The sequence below is a fragment of the Blastomonas natatoria genome (assembly GCF_003201955.1).
Classification (GTDB): domain Bacteria; phylum Pseudomonadota; class Alphaproteobacteria; order Sphingomonadales; family Sphingomonadaceae; genus Blastomonas; species Blastomonas natatoria.
Genome location: NZ_QJJM01000005.1, coordinates 100,713 through 117,392 on the forward strand (window position 1 = coordinate 100,713; position 16,680 = coordinate 117,392).

17 protein-coding genes are annotated in these 16,680 nt (G+C 64.7%); 9 read left to right on the plus strand and 8 right to left on the minus strand.

Features of this window, described 5'->3' with window-relative positions:
* Positions 1–28: 28 nt before the first annotated feature.
* Complete coding sequence (locus C7451_RS07570; RefSeq protein ID WP_110298370.1) at positions 29–1,981, minus strand: alpha/beta fold hydrolase; 1,953 nt, start codon at positions 1,979–1,981, stop codon at positions 29–31.
* Positions 1,982–2,034: 53 nt separating this feature from the next.
* Between C7451_RS07570 and C7451_RS07575 the strand changes: the two genes are divergently transcribed.
* The 3 genes from C7451_RS07575 to C7451_RS07585 all read left to right on the plus strand — a co-directional run bounded on the left by C7451_RS07575 (position 2,035) and on the right by C7451_RS07585 (position 4,544).
* Positions 2,035–2,814, plus strand: a complete 780-nt coding sequence (locus C7451_RS07575) for an enoyl-CoA hydratase (RefSeq protein WP_110298371.1) — start codon at positions 2,035–2,037, stop codon at positions 2,812–2,814.
* Between the two features lie 117 nt (positions 2,815–2,931).
* Positions 2,932–4,086 carry an acyl-CoA dehydrogenase family protein gene (locus tag C7451_RS07580; protein WP_110298372.1) on the plus strand — a complete coding sequence of 385 codons (1,155 nt, stop codon included), beginning with the start codon at positions 2,932–2,934 and terminating at the stop codon, positions 4,084–4,086.
* Positions 4,087–4,109: 23 nt separating this feature from the next.
* Positions 4,110–4,544 (plus strand): acyl-CoA thioesterase, encoded by a 435-nt coding sequence (locus tag C7451_RS07585; protein ID WP_110298373.1) that lies wholly within the window; start codon positions 4,110–4,112, stop codon positions 4,542–4,544.
* A 67-nt stretch (positions 4,545–4,611) separates the two neighbouring features.
* Here C7451_RS07585 and C7451_RS07590 read toward each other — a convergent pair whose 3' ends face one another.
* Entirely contained in the window at positions 4,612–5,193 is a 582-nt protein-coding gene (locus tag C7451_RS07590) for a YqaA family protein (RefSeq protein ID WP_110298374.1), read from the minus strand.
* Between the two features lie 175 nt (positions 5,194–5,368).
* Positions 5,369–5,746 (minus strand): PRC-barrel domain-containing protein, encoded by a 378-nt coding sequence (locus C7451_RS07595; RefSeq protein WP_244181728.1) that lies wholly within the window; start codon positions 5,744–5,746, stop codon positions 5,369–5,371.
* Positions 5,747–5,991: 245 nt separating this feature from the next.
* Here C7451_RS07595 and C7451_RS07600 point away from each other — a divergent pair, with 245 nt between their 5' ends.
* A complete protein-coding gene (locus C7451_RS07600; protein WP_146215310.1) occupies positions 5,992–7,818 on the plus strand; it encodes a cyclic nucleotide-binding and patatin-like phospholipase domain-containing protein in 1,827 nt (608 codons plus the stop codon).
* Here the strand turns inward: C7451_RS07600 and C7451_RS07605 are convergent.
* From C7451_RS07605 to C7451_RS19745, 5 genes are all read right to left on the minus strand, one after another.
* Complete coding sequence (locus C7451_RS07605; RefSeq protein WP_110298376.1) at positions 7,806–8,192, minus strand: YidH family protein; 387 nt, start codon at positions 8,190–8,192, stop codon at positions 7,806–7,808. The genes C7451_RS07600 and C7451_RS07605 overlap by 13 nt on opposite strands.
* Before the next feature lie 67 nt (positions 8,193–8,259).
* Positions 8,260–8,562: a SemiSWEET family sugar transporter gene (locus C7451_RS07610; RefSeq protein WP_110298377.1), complete on the minus strand. Its 303-nt coding sequence runs from the start codon at positions 8,560–8,562 to the stop codon at positions 8,260–8,262.
* On the minus strand, positions 8,559–9,614 hold the full coding sequence (locus C7451_RS07615) for a mechanosensitive ion channel family protein (protein ID WP_110298378.1): 1,056 nt from the start codon (positions 9,612–9,614) through the stop codon (positions 8,559–8,561). Before C7451_RS07615 ends, C7451_RS07610 begins: the two co-directional genes overlap by 4 nt.
* Before the next feature lie 42 nt (positions 9,615–9,656).
* On the minus strand, positions 9,657–10,289 hold the full coding sequence (locus C7451_RS07620; RefSeq protein WP_110298379.1) for a Crp/Fnr family transcriptional regulator: 633 nt from the start codon (positions 10,287–10,289) through the stop codon (positions 9,657–9,659).
* A 575-nt stretch (positions 10,290–10,864) separates the two neighbouring features.
* Positions 10,865–11,209, minus strand: a complete 345-nt coding sequence (locus C7451_RS19745) for a hypothetical protein (protein WP_146215311.1) — start codon at positions 11,207–11,209, stop codon at positions 10,865–10,867.
* Between the two features lie 152 nt (positions 11,210–11,361).
* Between C7451_RS19745 and C7451_RS07630 the strand changes: the two genes are divergently transcribed.
* The 5 genes from C7451_RS07630 (at position 11,362) to C7451_RS07650 (ending at position 16,675) form a co-directional block, all read left to right on the plus strand.
* A complete protein-coding gene (locus C7451_RS07630; RefSeq protein ID WP_110298380.1) occupies positions 11,362–11,610 on the plus strand; it encodes a hypothetical protein in 249 nt (82 codons plus the stop codon).
* Between the two features lie 21 nt (positions 11,611–11,631).
* The gene (locus C7451_RS07635) at positions 11,632–12,615 is read left to right on the plus strand and encodes a DNA topoisomerase IB (protein WP_110298381.1); all 984 of its coding nucleotides are present in this window, start codon (positions 11,632–11,634) and stop codon (positions 12,613–12,615) included.
* 75 nt (positions 12,616–12,690) lie between these two features.
* Positions 12,691–13,446 carry a trehalose-phosphatase gene (otsB, locus tag C7451_RS07640; RefSeq protein ID WP_167398472.1) on the plus strand — a complete coding sequence of 252 codons (756 nt, stop codon included), beginning with the start codon at positions 12,691–12,693 and terminating at the stop codon, positions 13,444–13,446.
* Positions 13,443–15,260: a glycoside hydrolase family 15 protein gene (locus tag C7451_RS07645; RefSeq protein WP_110298383.1), complete on the plus strand. Its 1,818-nt coding sequence runs from the start codon at positions 13,443–13,445 to the stop codon at positions 15,258–15,260. The genes otsB and C7451_RS07645 overlap by 4 nt, the downstream gene beginning before the upstream one ends.
* Positions 15,257–16,675 (plus strand): alpha,alpha-trehalose-phosphate synthase (UDP-forming), encoded by a 1,419-nt coding sequence (locus C7451_RS07650; RefSeq protein WP_110298384.1) that lies wholly within the window; start codon positions 15,257–15,259, stop codon positions 16,673–16,675. The genes C7451_RS07645 and C7451_RS07650 overlap by 4 nt, the downstream gene beginning before the upstream one ends.
* Positions 16,676–16,680: the final 5 nt, after the last annotated feature.

Sequence of the window (16,680 nt, forward strand, 5' to 3'; positions counted from 1 at the left end):
GCGCGGGGAAATGTTGCGCAGCACGCGGTTACAGCATGAGGGGATCGCCGCGCAGGGCCGCTGCCACGAGGTCGGGCCGCTGGAAGAGCAGCATGCGCCCCGCCCCGGCCACGACATGCGCGGCCGCGCCCGGCCAGAGCGATTGCCAATAGGGCACGGAATCGGATGCCTCGTACATCGTGTCCTCGGCCCCGCACAGGATCGTGATCGGGCTGCCATCGGCTAGCGGCTGCACCGTGTCGTGCGGCTCGGACCGGGCGATCGCCAGAAAGCCTGCGCCGCCCTGCATCGCGCTTTGCTGCGTGGACCGGACATAGGCGGCGAGAATCTCCGGATCGGCCAGCGTCGCCCGGTCTGCGGCAGAGCCGCCGACGACCTGCAGCACCAGACGCTCGACGGTGCCCGCCGAGGCGCGGCGCGACAGATGGGTCGCCAGGGGCCCGATCAATCCGGGCCGCGAATAGACCAGCTTCTTCACATGCCCTTGCAGACCGTTCAAACGGCCATCGGCGCGGGGCGGCGGCTCCGGATTGAGCACCACGGCGCGGTCGAAGCGATCCGGATATTGTGCGGCAAAATGGGCCAGCACCATCGTGCCGCCTCGCGCCAGGATGGAGGTTCGCGCGATGCCGAGCGTGTCGAGTATCTCCAGAATGTCGCGCATGTTGTGCTTCAGATAATCGCCCTCGACCATCGCGGTCAGGCCGAAACCGGGCCGGTCGAGCGTGATCGGACGGATTCCGCCGGCCTGCAGCGCGCTGATCGCGCTGGTGGGCAGATGCCGGCCTGTGGTCGCGGTGTGCAGGCAGATCAGCGGTATCGCGTCACGCGGTCCATGATCGGCAAAGGCGATGCGCCCCGGCCGATCCGCTCGTGGCAGCAACCGCAACGGCTCTGCGCCGCGTGTCGCCACCGACAGGTCGATATCGGTCGCCTCGGCCAGTGCGGCAACAGCCTGGATATGCCCGACGAGAGTTGTCAGCTGCACCACTGAGCTGAGCTCGCATTGCACGAAGATCGCCTTGAGTTCGGCCTTGACGACATTGACCGACAGCATCAGCCGCTGCGCGCACTCTTCCCGCGTGAGCCCGCGCGCCATGGCATCGGCAATGCGCGCCTGGCGTTCGGTCAGGCCGAATATGTCGCGCAGCACCGGCTCGACCGCGAGCCCCCCCGGTTGCTCTCCGCTTTCGATCTGCAGGCAGAGCGCGACGAACTCGCCCTGACGATGGCAGCCTGCCCTCGCCATGGCAGACTTGATCGCGTCGCGCCCGGTCTCATAGGCGATGCCTTCCAGCCGAGCCGCCTCGCGCACGTCGCCGCCGCGCACCAGGGCTTCCGCCATGCTGACTTCGCGCGCGGTAAAGCCGAACATCCGTGCCGCGCTCGCGAGCCCGCGCGGTTGCAGCGTCGGCGGAAGATGGGCGACCAATGCGTAATCCGCGCGTCCCTTTTCCAGCGCGCGGCGCACCTCAGGGGCCAATGGCCAGTGACGCGCAGCCGCCAGCGGCGCTGCAGCCACCGCGATGAACTTGCCATCGCGCCCGGCAGCGCCGGAGGCGTCCTCGAGCAGATAGGAGACGCTCGCGCGCCCCTGTTTCAACGCGCCCAGCTCGGCCCGGCCGCGATGCAGCGGCGCGGCCCAGGCGGCAAAGGCAGGATCGGCAATGATGATCGTGCCATCGGCATCACAGGCGGCCGAGGCATAGGCGCGCGGATTGACAAAAGCGGGACCCGCGGGTGCACGATCGGCATCGTCCATCAGCGCTTCGGCCAGCGCTTCGGGCGCTTCGGCCAGCAGGGCGCCAAAGCCTTCGGCATCCTCGTGCAGCATGTCGAGCGGGTTGCGGTCATCGGCCGAAGACCGGAACCGTTCGAGAAAACGCTGTGCGCGCGACACGGCAAAGCCCCCTGCCTGAAGCGCGACCCCCAAGGCGCGGACATTGTGTGCCAAGCCGGGGATATTGGCAAGGCTTGCCACCCATGCGCGGCCCGCATAGCCTGAATCCGGATTATAGAAGCCAGGAGAGAGACATGCCGCTGGTGTCCATCGAATTGGCCGACAGCGTCGCCATCGTGACCCTGAACCGGCCCGAGGCGATGAATGCCTTGTCCAGCGCTTTGCGTGCCGAGCTAGCCGATGCCATGCGGGCAGTGGCCAAGGATGACGCGGTGCGCGCGGTGGTGCTGACCGGCGCGGGCACCCGCGCGTTCACGGCGGGGCTCGATCTCAAGGAGCTGGGCGCGAGCACCGAGGGGCTGGGTGCGGCCAATGCGACCGATCCCCGGGACAATCCGGTCAAGGCTGTCGAACAATGCGCCAAGCCGGTGATCGGCGCGATCAACGGGGTCGCGATCACCGGCGGGTTCGAGCTGGCTCTGGCCTGCGACGTGCTGATCGCGTCCACCAACGCCCGCTTTGCCGATACCCACGCGCGGGTGGGCATCATGCCCGGCTGGGGCCTGTCGCAGAAACTGTCGCGGATGATCGGCATTTCGCGTGCCAAGGAGCTGTCCCTGACCGGCAATTTCCTCGACGCTGCCACCGCCGAACGCTGGGGCCTGGTCAATCGCGTCGTCCAAGCCGAAGAACTGCTCCCTGTCGCCACTGCCCTGGCGCGCGACATGGCCAATATCGACCCCGTCATGGTCGCGGCCTACAAGCGGCTGATCGACGATGGCTTTGGGATGAGCCTGGCCGACGGGCTGGCGCTGGAGGCGCAAAGATCGACCGACGCCAATCGCCAGGTTGCGCCGGAAGCGGTCGAACAGGCGCGGCTCGCGGTGATGGCGCGCGGCCGCAGTCAGGGCTGAAACGATCTTAACCGAGCGATTAAATAGCGATTGACGTTTACGTCAACGCAGCGCTAGACCTTGAAGCACTGCCACGCGGCATGAATCGCGTGGCCGAGGATTCACCGGAGAGAAGCCATGTCGCTCGATGAACTTGCCCGCACCGCCTATACCCCTGATCATGAAGCCTTTCGCCAGACCGTGCGCCGCTTCATGCAGGAAGAAGTGGCCCCCAATGCGGTCAAATGGGACGAGGAAAAGATTGTTCCACGTGAAATCTGGCCCAAGGCAGGCGAGCTCGGCATGCTGTGCCCGACAGTTCCGGAAGAATATGGCGGCCTGGGCCTGGACTTCGGCTATAACGCCATTGTCAACGAGGAAGCCGCCTATTTCGGCGGATCGCCGCTCGGCTTCTCGCTGCAGTCGGACATCGTGGTCAACTATCTCGTCCAGTACGGTTCCGAAGAGCAGAAGCAGAAATGGCTGCCGCGGCTTGTCTCCGGCGAGACGATCACCGCCATCGCGATGACCGAGCCTGGCACGGGCTCCGACCTGCAGGGCATCCGCACGACGGCCAAGAAGGATGGCAACCATTACGTCATCAACGGGTCAAAGACCTATATCACCAACGGCCAAAATGCCGACCTGATCCTGGTCTGCGCCAAGACCGATACCGAGGTGCAGCCGGCCTGGAAGGGCGTGTCGATCATCCTGGTCGAAGCCGATCGCGAAGGCTTTGCGCGCGGGCGCAATCTCGACAAGATCGGCCAGGACGCCGCCGATACGTCGGAACTGTTCTTCAACGACGTGCGCGTGCCGATGACCAACTGCCTCGGCGAAGAGGGCAAGGGCTTCATCTACCTGATGAGCGAACTGCCGCAGGAGCGCCTGTCGATCGCCGTGTCCGCCCAGGCTTCGGCGCAGAAGGCCTATGACGATACCGTCGCCTTCGTGAAGGACCGAAAGGCCTTCGGCAAGACGGTGTTCGATTTCCAGAACACCCGGTTCGTGCTCGCCGACCTCAAGACCAAGCTGCAGGTCGGCTGGGCGCATCTCGACTGGGCGCTGAACCGCCACGCCAAGAAGGAACTGACGGCCACCGAAGGTGCTGCTGCCAAGCTGTGGCACACCGAACTGCAGTGGGAGATCATGGACAAGTGCCTCCAGCTCCATGGCGGCGCAGGTTACATGAACGAATATCCGATCGCGCGGGCCTGGCGCGGTGCGCGCGTGACGCGCATCTTCGGCGGCACCAACGAGATCATGAAGGAACTGATCGGTCGTTCGCTCTGAACGGCCTGTCAGGACTCGACTGAATGCCCAGATCCGAAGCCTGGCAGCGCGAACCGGAAAGCTATCCGTTCAGCACGGTCACCGAGACGCGCTTCCAGGACCTCGACCCGCTCGGCCATATCAACAATGTCGCGATGGCGGCGCTGTTCGAGAATGGCCGGGTGCGGTTCAACCGCAATCTGGGGCTGGAACGCCGCCAGCCCGGCGAGCGCTGGCTGATCGCGTCGGTTGCGATCGATTATGTCGCCGAGGCGCATTTCCCCGACCCGGTCGAAGTGATGAGCGGAATCGGGCGCATCGGCTCGTCCAGCTGGGACATCTGTTCCGCCGCCTTCCAGCAAGGCGTGTGCGTTGCGACCTGCGTCTCGACGCTGGTGCTGACCGACAGGAACGGCCCAAAGGCGATCCCCGATCCGCTGCGGCGGCGCTATGAAGAGCTGTTCGTCCGCAAGCCCTAGTGAATTGATTTTGACATTTGCATCCCCTTGCGGCGGGATTGGGTCTGCAAATGTCAGTATCGGACCACTAGAAGACGAACTTGAGCGCGGCGAAACCGCCGACGAACAGCACGCCGACCACAGTCGTTGCCAGCGCGAAATGCCGGTCGATCCAGTCCTGCATCGGCTGGCCGAACTTCCACAGCAGAGCGCCGACAAGGAAGAAACGCGCCGATCGCGCGACGATCGAGGCGAAGACGAGAATGTAGAGCGGCATCGCCGTTGCACCGGCGGCGATGGTGATGACCTTGAACGGCAGCGGCGTGAAACCGGCGAGCAGCACGATCACCCAGCCCTGCTCGTTGAAATTGATCTTGAAGGTGTCAAACTGATCGGCAAGGCCATAAAAGTCCAGAATGGCACGGCCGATCGTCTCGAACAGGAAGAAACCGATCGCATAACCGAGCAGCGCGCCGAGCACGGAGGCGATGGTGCAGATCAGCGCGTACTGGAACGCCTTTTGAGGCCGCGCCAGACACATCGGGGCCAGCATCACATCGGGCGGAATGGGGAAGAAGCTGGATTCGATGAAACTGACGGCGGCCAGCCAATAGGGCGCCTTTTCATGCGCGGCCTTGGCGAGCGTCCAGTGATAGAGCCGTTTGAGCATCCGGGCGAAACCTTGTCATGTCAGCGCTGATCCGGACGGGATGCAACGGGCGCCGTGCGCCGCGCTCCTTAAGCGCAGGCCCATCACCAAGGCAAGCCATTCCGCTGCGCATCCACACGGAAAAGGGCCGGAAAGCTGATGCTTTCCGGCCCTTTTCGCGGCTCAGGTGATCGAATCACCAATAGGGCTGGACCTGCCAGTAATTGTAGACGCTCGACTGGTAGTCACGGTCGTGCGCGCGGTCGCGATCGCTTTCGGAAAAGCGCGGCGCGTCCTTGAGCTGGTCTGCCGTCACATTGACCAGATAGCCGCCGAGTTCGGTGTCATAGCTGAGCTTCGACCACGGCAGACTGTGCAGCTCGCTGCCAATGCCGAGGAAGCCGCCGACCGAGACGATAACGTCCGTCACCCGGCCTTCACGCTTGCTGATCAGCATGTTGGTAACAGAACCGATCTTCTCGCGATCGGCGCCATAGACTGCGGTACCGTCAACGCGGTCGCTCGAAATCGTGTCATAGCCGCGCTCAAGCGTGCTGTCCTGCATCATGTTCATGGGGTGTCTCCTCGTGCTGTCCGCCGTCTGACCTGCTGTTCTTGGGAAAGTCAGGCTGCTGACCGGGCCGAGAGGCGGTTTGGGGGTGGCCCGGCCAGCAAGACACCAAGGGTTGAACGGCAAAAGCGTTGCTCGGGTCGTCGCATTCCTGCCCTTGCCTGCCGAGCCGCTTCTGTTTTCGAAATGCCTGGGCTAGGATCGATGGAGAAGCCAGACTGTCGGCATCGCAGGGGGAGAGCGTGGAGGTGACGGGCCACACGGGTGAGTATCCGGCAGAAGGGGCCCTGCGCGACTGGATGCAGGCCGGCCTGTTCGCCAATGTCGATCAGGCTGCGATCGATGCGCTGAGCAGGCGCGCCCATCGGCTCGATCTGCCCGCAGGCAATATTCTGGTTCGCCAGGGCGACCCGGCGGATTCGCTGTATTTCCTGGAAACCGGTCGGCTGCGGGTGCTGATCGAAACACCGACCGGCACCAAGGCCGTGGCGCAGATCGAGGCCGGCGAGCCGGTGGGCGAACTGGCCTTTTTCGGCGGCGGCACGCGCACCGCGACCTTGCAGGCCAGCCGCGACAGCGTGGTGATGGTGCTGGATCGCCAGAACTATGATGCCGTGGTCGCCGCCTATCCGCAGCTGGTTCCCGCGATCCTGACCGCCGTGACCCAGCGGCTGGCCGCAGTCACCGCCAAGACTCCGCCGATGGAGGCGCGGCTGCCGCGGGTCATCGCGGTGGTGCCATGCGGCACGAGCCGGGTCGATCCCGTCCTGCTCGACCGTCTGATGGCTGCGATCCGCGCCACCGTGCCCGACGATCGCCAGGTCATGCTGGTGCGCGAAAGCGACGTGCCGCCCGGGCCCGCCAGCGCCTATCAGGCCTGGCTGCGCGAGCACGAGGCACGGCGCGGCTATCTGCTGATCGATGCCTCGGGCGAGGCAGAATGGGGCGCACTGGTGTGTCGCAATGCCGATGGCCTGCTGATGATCGCCGAAACCGGTGCCAGCCCGGCCATGAACCCCCTCGAACGGGCAGGCTGTGCGGCGATCGAACCGCCCAACCGCAGCCTGCTGGTGATCCGCGACCGGGCTGATCAGGCGATCTGCGGCACCGCCGCCTGGCTGGCCGGGCGTGACCCGCATCTGCACCATCATGTGGCCAGAGACAGCGACGCCGATTTTCATCGCGTCGCGCGCTTCCTGACCGGCCGGGCGGTCGGGCTGGTGCTGGCGGGCGGCGGCGCCCTGGGGTGCGCGCATCTGGGAATCGTCCGCGGCCTGCAAAAGGCGGGCGTGCCGATCGACCTCATCGGCGGCACCAGCGCGGGCGCGGCCATGGGTGCGGCCATCGCGCAGGGCCTTTCGGTGGCCCAGACGCTCGATCAGATGGAAGCAATGTTCATCGGCGCCAGGGCGATGCGGCGCTTTACCGTGCCGATCCATTCGCTGCTCGACCCGGCGGTGTTCGACAGCGAACTGGAGGCGCGCTACGGTACGGCCGACATTGCCGACCAGCCGCTCAATTTCTTCGCCATTTCCACCAATCTTTCGACCAACGACCTGCATGTCCACCGCCGCGGGCCGCTCTGGCATGCGGTGCGCGCTTCGGGCTCGCTGCCGACCATCCTGCCGCCGTTCATCGATGCCGATGGCAATATCCTGGTCGATGGCGGCGTGCTCGACAATGTGCCGGTGGTGACGATGCGCGCGCTCAAGTCCGGGCCCAATATCGTCGTGACCCTGGGCGAAGCGGGACAGGTATGGCGGATCAAGGCCGCCTATCAGTCGCTCCGGCGACGCGGGCAACTGATCCGCGACCTGTTGCTGCGCCGCAAGTCGGACAGCGATTTCCCCTCGATCGTCGAGATCATGCAGCGATCGATGGTGGTAGCGAGCCGCATCGCCTCGCGGTCGATGATGCGCGACGGCGACATATTGCTCAGCCCCCCGATCGTGCCGGGCATGCAGATTCTCGACTGGCATCTCGGCCGCAAGCAGGCCGATCAGGCGGCGCATTATGTCGAACAGCAGGTGTCAGCGAATGCAGCGCTGCGGCAGCTGGCCGATCAGCCCGATTGATTGCCTGTTAGAAGCCAGATCGCCACGATCAGCGCCAGCGTGGCCAGCGACAGCAGCCAGGACAGAAGACGGATGCGCATCGGCTTGAGCGCGATGACGCTGTGCTCGTCGAGCCTGGTGAGAATGCGGCGCGCACGCCGATCCGCAGACAGGAATATGTAGATGGCCACCAGCAGGAACGCGCTGGCAATGGCCTTGGGGACCCAGGCCGGTTCGAGAGCGCGAAACAGCGCGTTGAAACCGAGTCCGATGCCGACCGCTGCCATACCGGTACGAACCCATCCGGCAAAGCTGCGCTCATGCACCAATATGGTGCGGTCTTCGGCCAGATCGGTGCGATCCCTGGCCAGTTCTCGGCGTTTCTCGGCATTCATCGGGCGGCTCCTTGCGCGCAACAACGGCATGCAGGGCCTCCCGCCGCAGCAACATAGGCTGGACCGATCAGCTGATCGGATCGAGCGTTTCGGCCACCTCGCGGGTTTTCCGGCCCGGCAGCGCGATCATGCCGAAAATGAAGAGCGCAAAGCACAGGCAGATCGCATTGGGGATGATCAGTGCCCATTCGCCTTTCAGCAGGCCAAAGGTTGTCCAGGCGGCAAAGGCCAGGCAGGTCAGCGCAAACATGCCGAGCGAAAGGCCCTTGGTCGATCTCTCCCGGATGATCTTCCACGCCTGGGGAGTGAAGCTGGCCACCGAGGCACAGGCGCCGATCGTTCCGACGATATTGATCCAGTCGATGGTCATGCGGTCTCCAACGGCTCAAGCGCCACGCGGTTGCGGTTGAGGGCATCAGGCATTTCGGTGGCGATGAAACGCAAGACCGTCTCGCGCACGTCGCAGCGCAGATCGAACAGCTCGCCGCCATTCCGCCCGCTCATCAGGACGCGCAGTTCGAGCACATTGGCATTCATGTCGGTCACCTGCAGCAGCGCGACCCGGCCATCCCACAGGCGATGGGCGCGCACCTCATCGAGCGCGCAGGCGCGGATACGCTCGACATCGGCGGCATGGTCGACATGGATCATCACCGTGCCGAGCAGATGGCTCGTCTGCAGCGTCCAGTTCTCGACCGGCTCTTCCAGCAGCTTGGAGACCGGAATGACGAGCCGGCGATCATCCCAGATCTTCAGCACGACATAGGTCAACGTGATCTTCTCGATCCGGCCCCATTCACCGCGGTACACTACGACGTCGTCGATCCGTACCGGCTCGGTAAAGGCCAGTTGGATTCCGGCCACCAGGTTCTTGAGCAGCGGCTGTGCGGCGACGCCAAAGGCGAGGCCAGCAAGGCCTGCAGAGGCAACCAGCGCCAGACCGATCTCGCGGACCGCGGGTATCTTCAGCAGTAGCAGTCCCAGGCTGACCAGCGCGACGATGACGATGGCAATGCGCGCCAGAATGTCCGCACGGGTCCGCCTGCGCCGCGCCGCGAGATTGTCCTCCGCGCTGACATCGGACCGCGCGTCGATATAGCCATGGGCGAACCGGATGACGGCGATCACCAGCCAGCCCCAGAGCAGCGGCATCGCAATGCGCACCACTGCCGTCACCGCGCTCGACAAGTCGTCGCCCCGCGCGGCGAGGCTGTCCGCACCCAGCAGCAGCAACGCCACCATGATCCACCGCAGCGGGTGGAAAAGGCAGGCGAGCAGCGCTTCGTCCTGATCGGTGTCCGTGCGCTGCGCGATCCGCACGGCGATCGCCATGATCACCCGGTGTGCCACCAGGGCGGTCGAGATCAACGCGACCACGATCGCGGGCGTGCGCAGCATCTCCCAGAGTTCGGATTGTTCCATCAAGGGGTAACGGCGCACGCCCGATCGGGTTCAGCCAGGGCCTCAGAAAAGCGGCTGATAATTGACCTTGTCGGCCAGATCCTCGCGTTCGAGGATCTCGAGGCGGCAGTTGACCAATCGAATGACGCCATCGGCGCGCATCTGCTGCAGCGTGCGGTTGACGTGCACCGAGGAGATGCCGACCAGGTCGGCGAGCAGCTCCTGAGTCAGCGGCATGTGATAGCAATCCGCCTCGCCCTGGCCGCGCATCGCGAGGCGCTCGCCCAGTTCGAGAAACAGATGCGCCATGCGCTCATAGGCGTTCAGGCAGCCAAGGCGGAAGATGCTGTTTTCCAGCTGGCGCTCGATCAGCGCGCATTCCAGTTCGACCACATCGGCTTCGGGCAGCGAACCGAATTCGATGAGCTGCAGCCGGCTGATCGACATGACCGCGTGGTAGAAACTGGTCTGGTTGCTGCGCCAGACGCCGATGATCTTGCCGGGCAGATACAGGTTGGTCAACTGGCGCCGACCGTCAAAGGTGATGCGGTATCCCGCTGCCCAGCCTTCCAGCACAAGCCGCGGGCGGACGACAGTGTCACCCTGCTGGATGAAGTCGCAACGCGGCTCGATGGATCTGGGGCAAGGGCGGGATTGAGACGGAAACGCGATCGGCAAGCTCGCATGCATGTTCATGGTGTTTTGTCTCTCTGCTAGGTCCCTCCACTCGCAACCTTTCACCTGGCTGAACAAACGTCCTTATACTGGTATATGTTAGGGAGGCATTCGCGACGAACCGAATGCAAGCGGGGGGCAAATCGCCCCCCGCCGCGGTTCAGGCCGCAATCGAATTAACTTGCATCAACTCTTGGGTTTTTCCGTCTTGCCGAGACCCGAGGGCGAATCGGACGCGCTGGCGCCATCCCGTTCGGAGTCCTGACGGTTCTTCGACCGCCATTCGCTGAACTCCTGATCGAACTGGCTCTGGCGCTGCTGGTTGAAGCGATCGTAATCGCTGTCGAGCTGCTCGATCTGCTTCTGCCGCCAGTTCGAATAATGCGGATCGTGCTGGTGCCGGTGTCCTTCCGAGCCGCCTTACCGGCTGGCGGGCCTATGAGCATCGCGTGCTCGCCCATGTCGACGACCAGCGGGTGCCGATGCCGATCAACCGCACGACGCTCAACGCGCTCTACTGCCTCGACCTGCAAAGCGATGAGGACGCGGCGGAATATCTGCAATCGGTGGCGATCGATGTCGGCGAGATGCGCAATTCACGCGATACCGTGGTGTCGCAGCCGGCCAAGCGTTTCGCCAAAGGCTGGGTCGCGCTTGTCCATCTGGCCGAGCTCGTAGAGCAGCGCGCGGCGGTCGGTCTGGTCGGGCGAGAGCTGTTCGAGCTTGTCGATGACAGCGAGCGTCGCCTTGTGCTCCAGGATCAGCCCCTCGCACCAGTCCTGCGCCATGGCGGTCGGGGCCTGGACCGCCATCTTGCGACCAAGATTGGCAATGGCGGCAACGCCTGCGGTAAGCAGCAGCCCCTTGGCCGAGCTGCCGAGGATCGAGCTGCCGCCCTGTCCATTGGGTGTGCGTCCATTGTGCGTTCGTGAATGGGCCATGGGGTGTTCCTCTCGATGGGTCCGCCGATTCGGGGGAGGCGGTTTCACACCCTGTGTCGCGCAGCCGCGACGCGCCCACACACGCCTATGTTAAGGGGCAGAGCAATTGCCGCGCCTAGCCTTCAAGGCTCATTTTTCAGGAGGACGGAGCCATGACCAACAAGACGCGTATCCCCGACGACATGAAAGCGCAGACCGGCAAGGGCGGTGCGGGGGAATCGGGCGGCGGACCCTATCCCGACCCGCATACCGGCAAGCAGGAACGCGGCGAAAAACGGGGATTCATCGAAGGTGGACAGAGCGAGAACCGCTATTACGGGCCCAGGCATGCGCAAGGCAATGCCGCCAAGAATGCCGGGCGCGACGATCTGGCAGGTGACAAGGACCATGAGGGCATGTGACCGACCCGGCGCTCGCGCCCTATGAGCGCGGGCGACACGCTGGTCTTCACCAGCGATGACATGCCCGGCATCACCCGCAAGCGGCGCGGCAAGGGCTTCAGCTATCATGACAGCAAGGGCAGGCTGATCCGCGACAAGGCGGTGCGCAAACGCATCGAGAGCCTCGCCATCCCGCCGGCCTATGAAATGGTCTGGATTTGCCCCGACCCCAATGGGCATCTTCAGGCGACCGGGCGCGACGCGCGCGGGCGCAAGCAATATCGCTATCACTCCGCCTATCGCGAGCAGCAGGACGCAGCCAAGTTCGCGCGGCTTGCCAGCTTCGGCGCAAAGCTCCCCGCGATCCGCGAACGGGTGGAGCGCGACATCAGCACGCGCGGGACATCGCGGCCGTGCGTGCTCTCGACCATCATTCATCTGCTCGACTGTACCGCGATCCGGATCGGCAACGCGCTCTATGCCAAGGAAAACCGCTCCTATGGCCTGACCACGCTGCATTGCCGCCATGTCGCGCTCGAAGCCTCACAGATCCGCTTCCGCTTCAACGGCAAGGGCGGGCGCAAATGGGACGTCTCCTTGCGCCATCGCCGCGTCGCCAGGGTGCTGCGCGCCCTGCAGGAGCTGCCCGGCCAGCAGCTGTTCCGATACCGGGACGGCGACGAGCTGCGCAGCGTGAGCTCGGACGATATCAACGCCTATCTGCGCGAGATCGCGGGCGAGGATTTCTCGGCAAAGGATTTCCGCACCTGGTGCGGCACCGTCACCGCCTTTTCGGCGCTGTGCGAATTGCGCCAGCACGACGAACCGCCGGCGACCGAAGCCGCGATCCGCACGGCGGTGGCCAGCGCGGCCGATGCACTCGGCAACACGCCGACAATCTGCCGCCAGTCGTACATCCATCCCGAAATCCTCGAAGCCTATCGCGAAGACGAGACGCTGTTCCGCCGGACCGACCCCGATCAGGCCGAGCCCGCAGTGCTGAAAATGCTGAAAAAACGCGGCTGAGGGGAACCGGCGTGGCGGTGGTGCGTGTCCCTATCACACCCTCATGGATGGACCCTGAAAAGGAGCAGCACCCGCGTGCCTGACAGCCTTGCGCAGACAATCGCCGCTGACGATCGTGATCAAGACCCAAGGCCTCTGGCGCTGCTGCTCGATTTCGACGGGACCCTGGTCGAGATCGGCGATACCCCCGATGCGGTCGCGCTCAGCGCTGCGATGGCGCAGACACTGGCGCTGGCGGCGCACCGGCTCGACGGGCGGATCGCGGTCGTCAGCGGACGCTCGCTGGAACAGCTTCGTCACCTGCTGCCGCACGCGCTGGCCGATGGCGTGATCGCAGCAAGCCATGGACAGGAATTGAGCGTGAACGGCACGGTGCATGCGCCCCGCCCCACCCGGCTGTTTGCCGATCTGGCGGTGGAGGCAGCACAGCATTTCAGGCCGTTTGCCGGGATCGTCATCGAGGAAAAGAGTTTCGGCCTCGGCATTCACTACCGGCTGACGCCGCAGCTGCGCGATCGCGCGGAACAATGGGCGATGAACCGGGCCGCCGCGCACGGGCTTGTCGTGCAACAGGGCGACATGGTGTTCGAACTGCGCCCGGGCGGATCGGACAAGGGCGATGCGGTGCGCCAGATCATGGCGCTCGAGCGCTTCAGGGGCAGCGAGCCGGTGTTCATCGGCGATGACCTGACCGACATCCCGGCATTCGAGGCGACACGCGCGCTTGGCGGACAGGCGATCAGCGTGGGTACGCGCACCGCCGATCACAGCGACGAGCGGCTCGACACCGTGGAAGGCGTGCGCAGGCGCATTGCGGAGCTGATTGCATGAACGGCGCTCCGGACCAGGCCCAGCATCAGGCCCAACATCAGTCGATGAATCTCTGGCCGATCGGCAATTGCGAGATTGCCGCGCTGGTCGACGCCAAGGCCCGGATCGCCTGGGGCTGCCTGCCCCGCTTCGATGGCGACCCCGTCTTCTGCTCGCTGCTCGAGCCTCAAGAGGACCATGGCTATTGGGACATCGTTCTGGAAAATTGCGCGCGGATCGAACAGCATTACATCCGCAATACGCCGGTGCTGGTCACCCGAATGTCTTGCGAAGCGGGCAACGTCATCGAGGTTGTCGATTTCATGCCGCGCTTTCCGCGTCATGGCCGCATGTTCCGCCCTGTTGCCATTGCTCGCATCGTTCGCGTCATCAGCGGCAGCCCGCGCATCGCGGTACGCCTGCGCCCGGCTTATGGCTGGGGCGAAGGCAGCCCCCGCCACACGTCCGGCTCCAATCACATACGCTATATCCTGGGAGAGCAAGTCCAGCGATTGACCAGCAATGCCCCGCTAGGCTGGATCAGGGACGAGCGCATGTTCAGGGCCGAACGCGACCTTTATTTCTATTTCGGACCCGATGAAGGCTTCGATGCGCAGCTCGAGGCGCGGATGGAGGCGATGCTGGGCGAAACCGTATCGACCTGGCAGCACTGGGTGCGCGGGCTCAACCTGCCGCTCGAGTGGCAGGAGGCCGTGATCCGCGCCGCGATCACGCTCAAGCTCTGTCAGTACGAGCAGACCGGCGCGATCGTCGCGGCGCTCACCACCTCGCTGCCCGAACATGCCGATTCCGGGCGCAACTGGGACTATCGCTTCTGCTGGATTCGCGACGCCTATTTCACCGTGCAGGCGCTGAACCGTCTGGGCGCACTCGACGTGCTCGAATCCTACCTTCACTATCTGCGCAACATCGTCGATGCGGCGCGCGGCGGGCATATCCAGCCGCTTTACGGGATCGGCGGCGAGGCGACACTGACCGAGCATGTCATGCCCGCACTCCGGGGCTTTGCCGGGATGGGGCCGGTGCGATCGGGCAACCAGGCCTATGAGCAGATCCAGCACGATGCCTATGGCCAGATCGTGCTGTCGAGCGTTCAGGCCTTTTTCGATCAGCGGCTGCTCCGTCAGGCGACGGTGCAGGATTTCGAGGCGCTCGAGGTGGTCGGTCATCGCGCCTTCGCGATGTTCAACCAGCCCGATGCAGGGCTGTGGGAGCTGCGCACCCGGGCGCATGTCCATACATATTCCGCCGCGATGTGCTGGGCCGCGTGCGACCGGCTGGCCAATGCCGCAGGCGCCATCGGACGACAGAAAGCCGCGATGTTCTGGGGCGAGCGTGCCGAACATATCCGCACCCATATCGACGCGAACGCCTGGAGCCGTGCGGGCAACCATTATTCGGCGGTGCTCGGCGAACGCACGCTCGATGCCAGCCTGTTGCAGCTGCTCGACCTCAAGTTCATCCGCGCCGACGACCCGCGTTTCATATCGACGCTCGACGCCATCGAAGGGGGCTTGCGCCGGGGCAGCCATATGCTGCGCTATGCTGACGAAGACGATTTCGGGCCGCCGCAATCGGCGTTCAACGTCTGCACCTTCTGGCTGATCGAGGCGCTGCATGCCACCGGCCGCTATGGCGATGCGCGCGCGCTGTTCGAGGAGATGCTGAGCCGCCGGACGCCCGCAGGCCTGCTGTCAGAAGATATCGACCCCAGCACCGGTGCGCTGTGGGGCAATTATCCGCAAACCTATTCGCTGGTTGGGCTGATCCAGTGTGCAGGCCTGCTCTCGCGGCCCTGGAGTGACGCTCGATGAAACGCCTGATCTGCATTTCCAACCGGGTCCAGGCCGCCAGCAGCGGCGCAAGCAGCAACCGGGGCGGCCTGGCCGTCGCGCTATCCGCCGCTCTGAGGGAAAGCAACGGCATCTGGTTCGGCTGGTCGGGCGAACAGACCGACGAATTCACCGGCCAGATCAGCTTCCGCCGCCAGGACGGGGTCGCCACTGCGACCATCGATCTCGAGGCACAGGATATCGAGGAATATTATAACGGCTTTGCCAATCGGACGCTGTGGCCGCTTTTCCATTACCGTCTCGATCTGACCGAGATCGCGCGTGATTTCGCCGGCGGCTATGCCCGCGTCAACCAGCGCTTTGCCGAAACGGTCGCGCCGCTGATCGAGCCCGAAGACATGATCTGGGTGCACGACTATCACCTGATGCCGCTGGGCCAGCGCCTGCGCGAGCGCGGGTTCAGTAACCGGCTCGGCTTCTTCCTGCACACCCCCTGGCCGCCCGCCAGCCTGATGATGTCGCTGCCTGGCCACAAGGACCTGGTCAAGAGCCTGCTCAGCTATGACGTGATCGGCTTTCATACCGACGAATGGCGCGCTTCGTTCATCGACTATATCGTCACGCATCTGGGCGCGGAACTCGACGGCGATCATGCGCTGCTCGACGGGCGCTCGACCCGGCTGCTGATCTGCCCGATCGGCCTCGACACCAGCGAGTTCACTGCCGCGCGCGACACGCCTGCCGCACGGTCCGCCCAGTCGCGGCTGATCTCCAGCGCGGTCGGTCGCCAGGTGATCGTGGGCGTGGATCGGCTCGACTATTCCAAAGGGCTGCAGGAGCGGTTTATGGCCTATGAGCAGCTTCTGACCACCCGGCCGGAGTTGCGCGAGAGGCTGTTCCTGCTGCAGATCGCACCACCCTCGCGCGGCGACGTGCCGAGCTATCAGCAGATCCGCGCGGAACTCAACGCGCTGTCGGGCGGCATCAACGGCGAGTTCGCCTCGATCGACTGGGTGCCGGTGCGCTATGTCAACAAGGGCTATGCGCGTGAGGAGCTGTTCGGAATCTATCGCGCCTCGCGCGTCGGGCTGGTCACCCCCTTGCGCGACGGAATGAACCTGGTCGCCAAGGAATATGTCGCCGCCCAGGATCCCGAGGATCCGGGCGTGCTGGTGCTGTCGCGCTTTGCAGGCGCCGCCGCGCAGCTGGATGCGGCCTTGATCATCAACCCGCACAGCAGCGAGGACATGGCCGATGCAATCGCCCGCGCGCTTTCCATGCCGCTCGAGGAACGCCGTGAACGGCATGCCGCGATGCTGGCCTCGGTGGTCAAGCAGGACGTGCGCTGGTGGAGTGCGCGCTTCATCGCCGCGCTTGAAGCACCCGAGCCGAGCAAGGACCGCCCGCGACTGACACTGGCCGGAGGCCAGAGCTGAGCGCT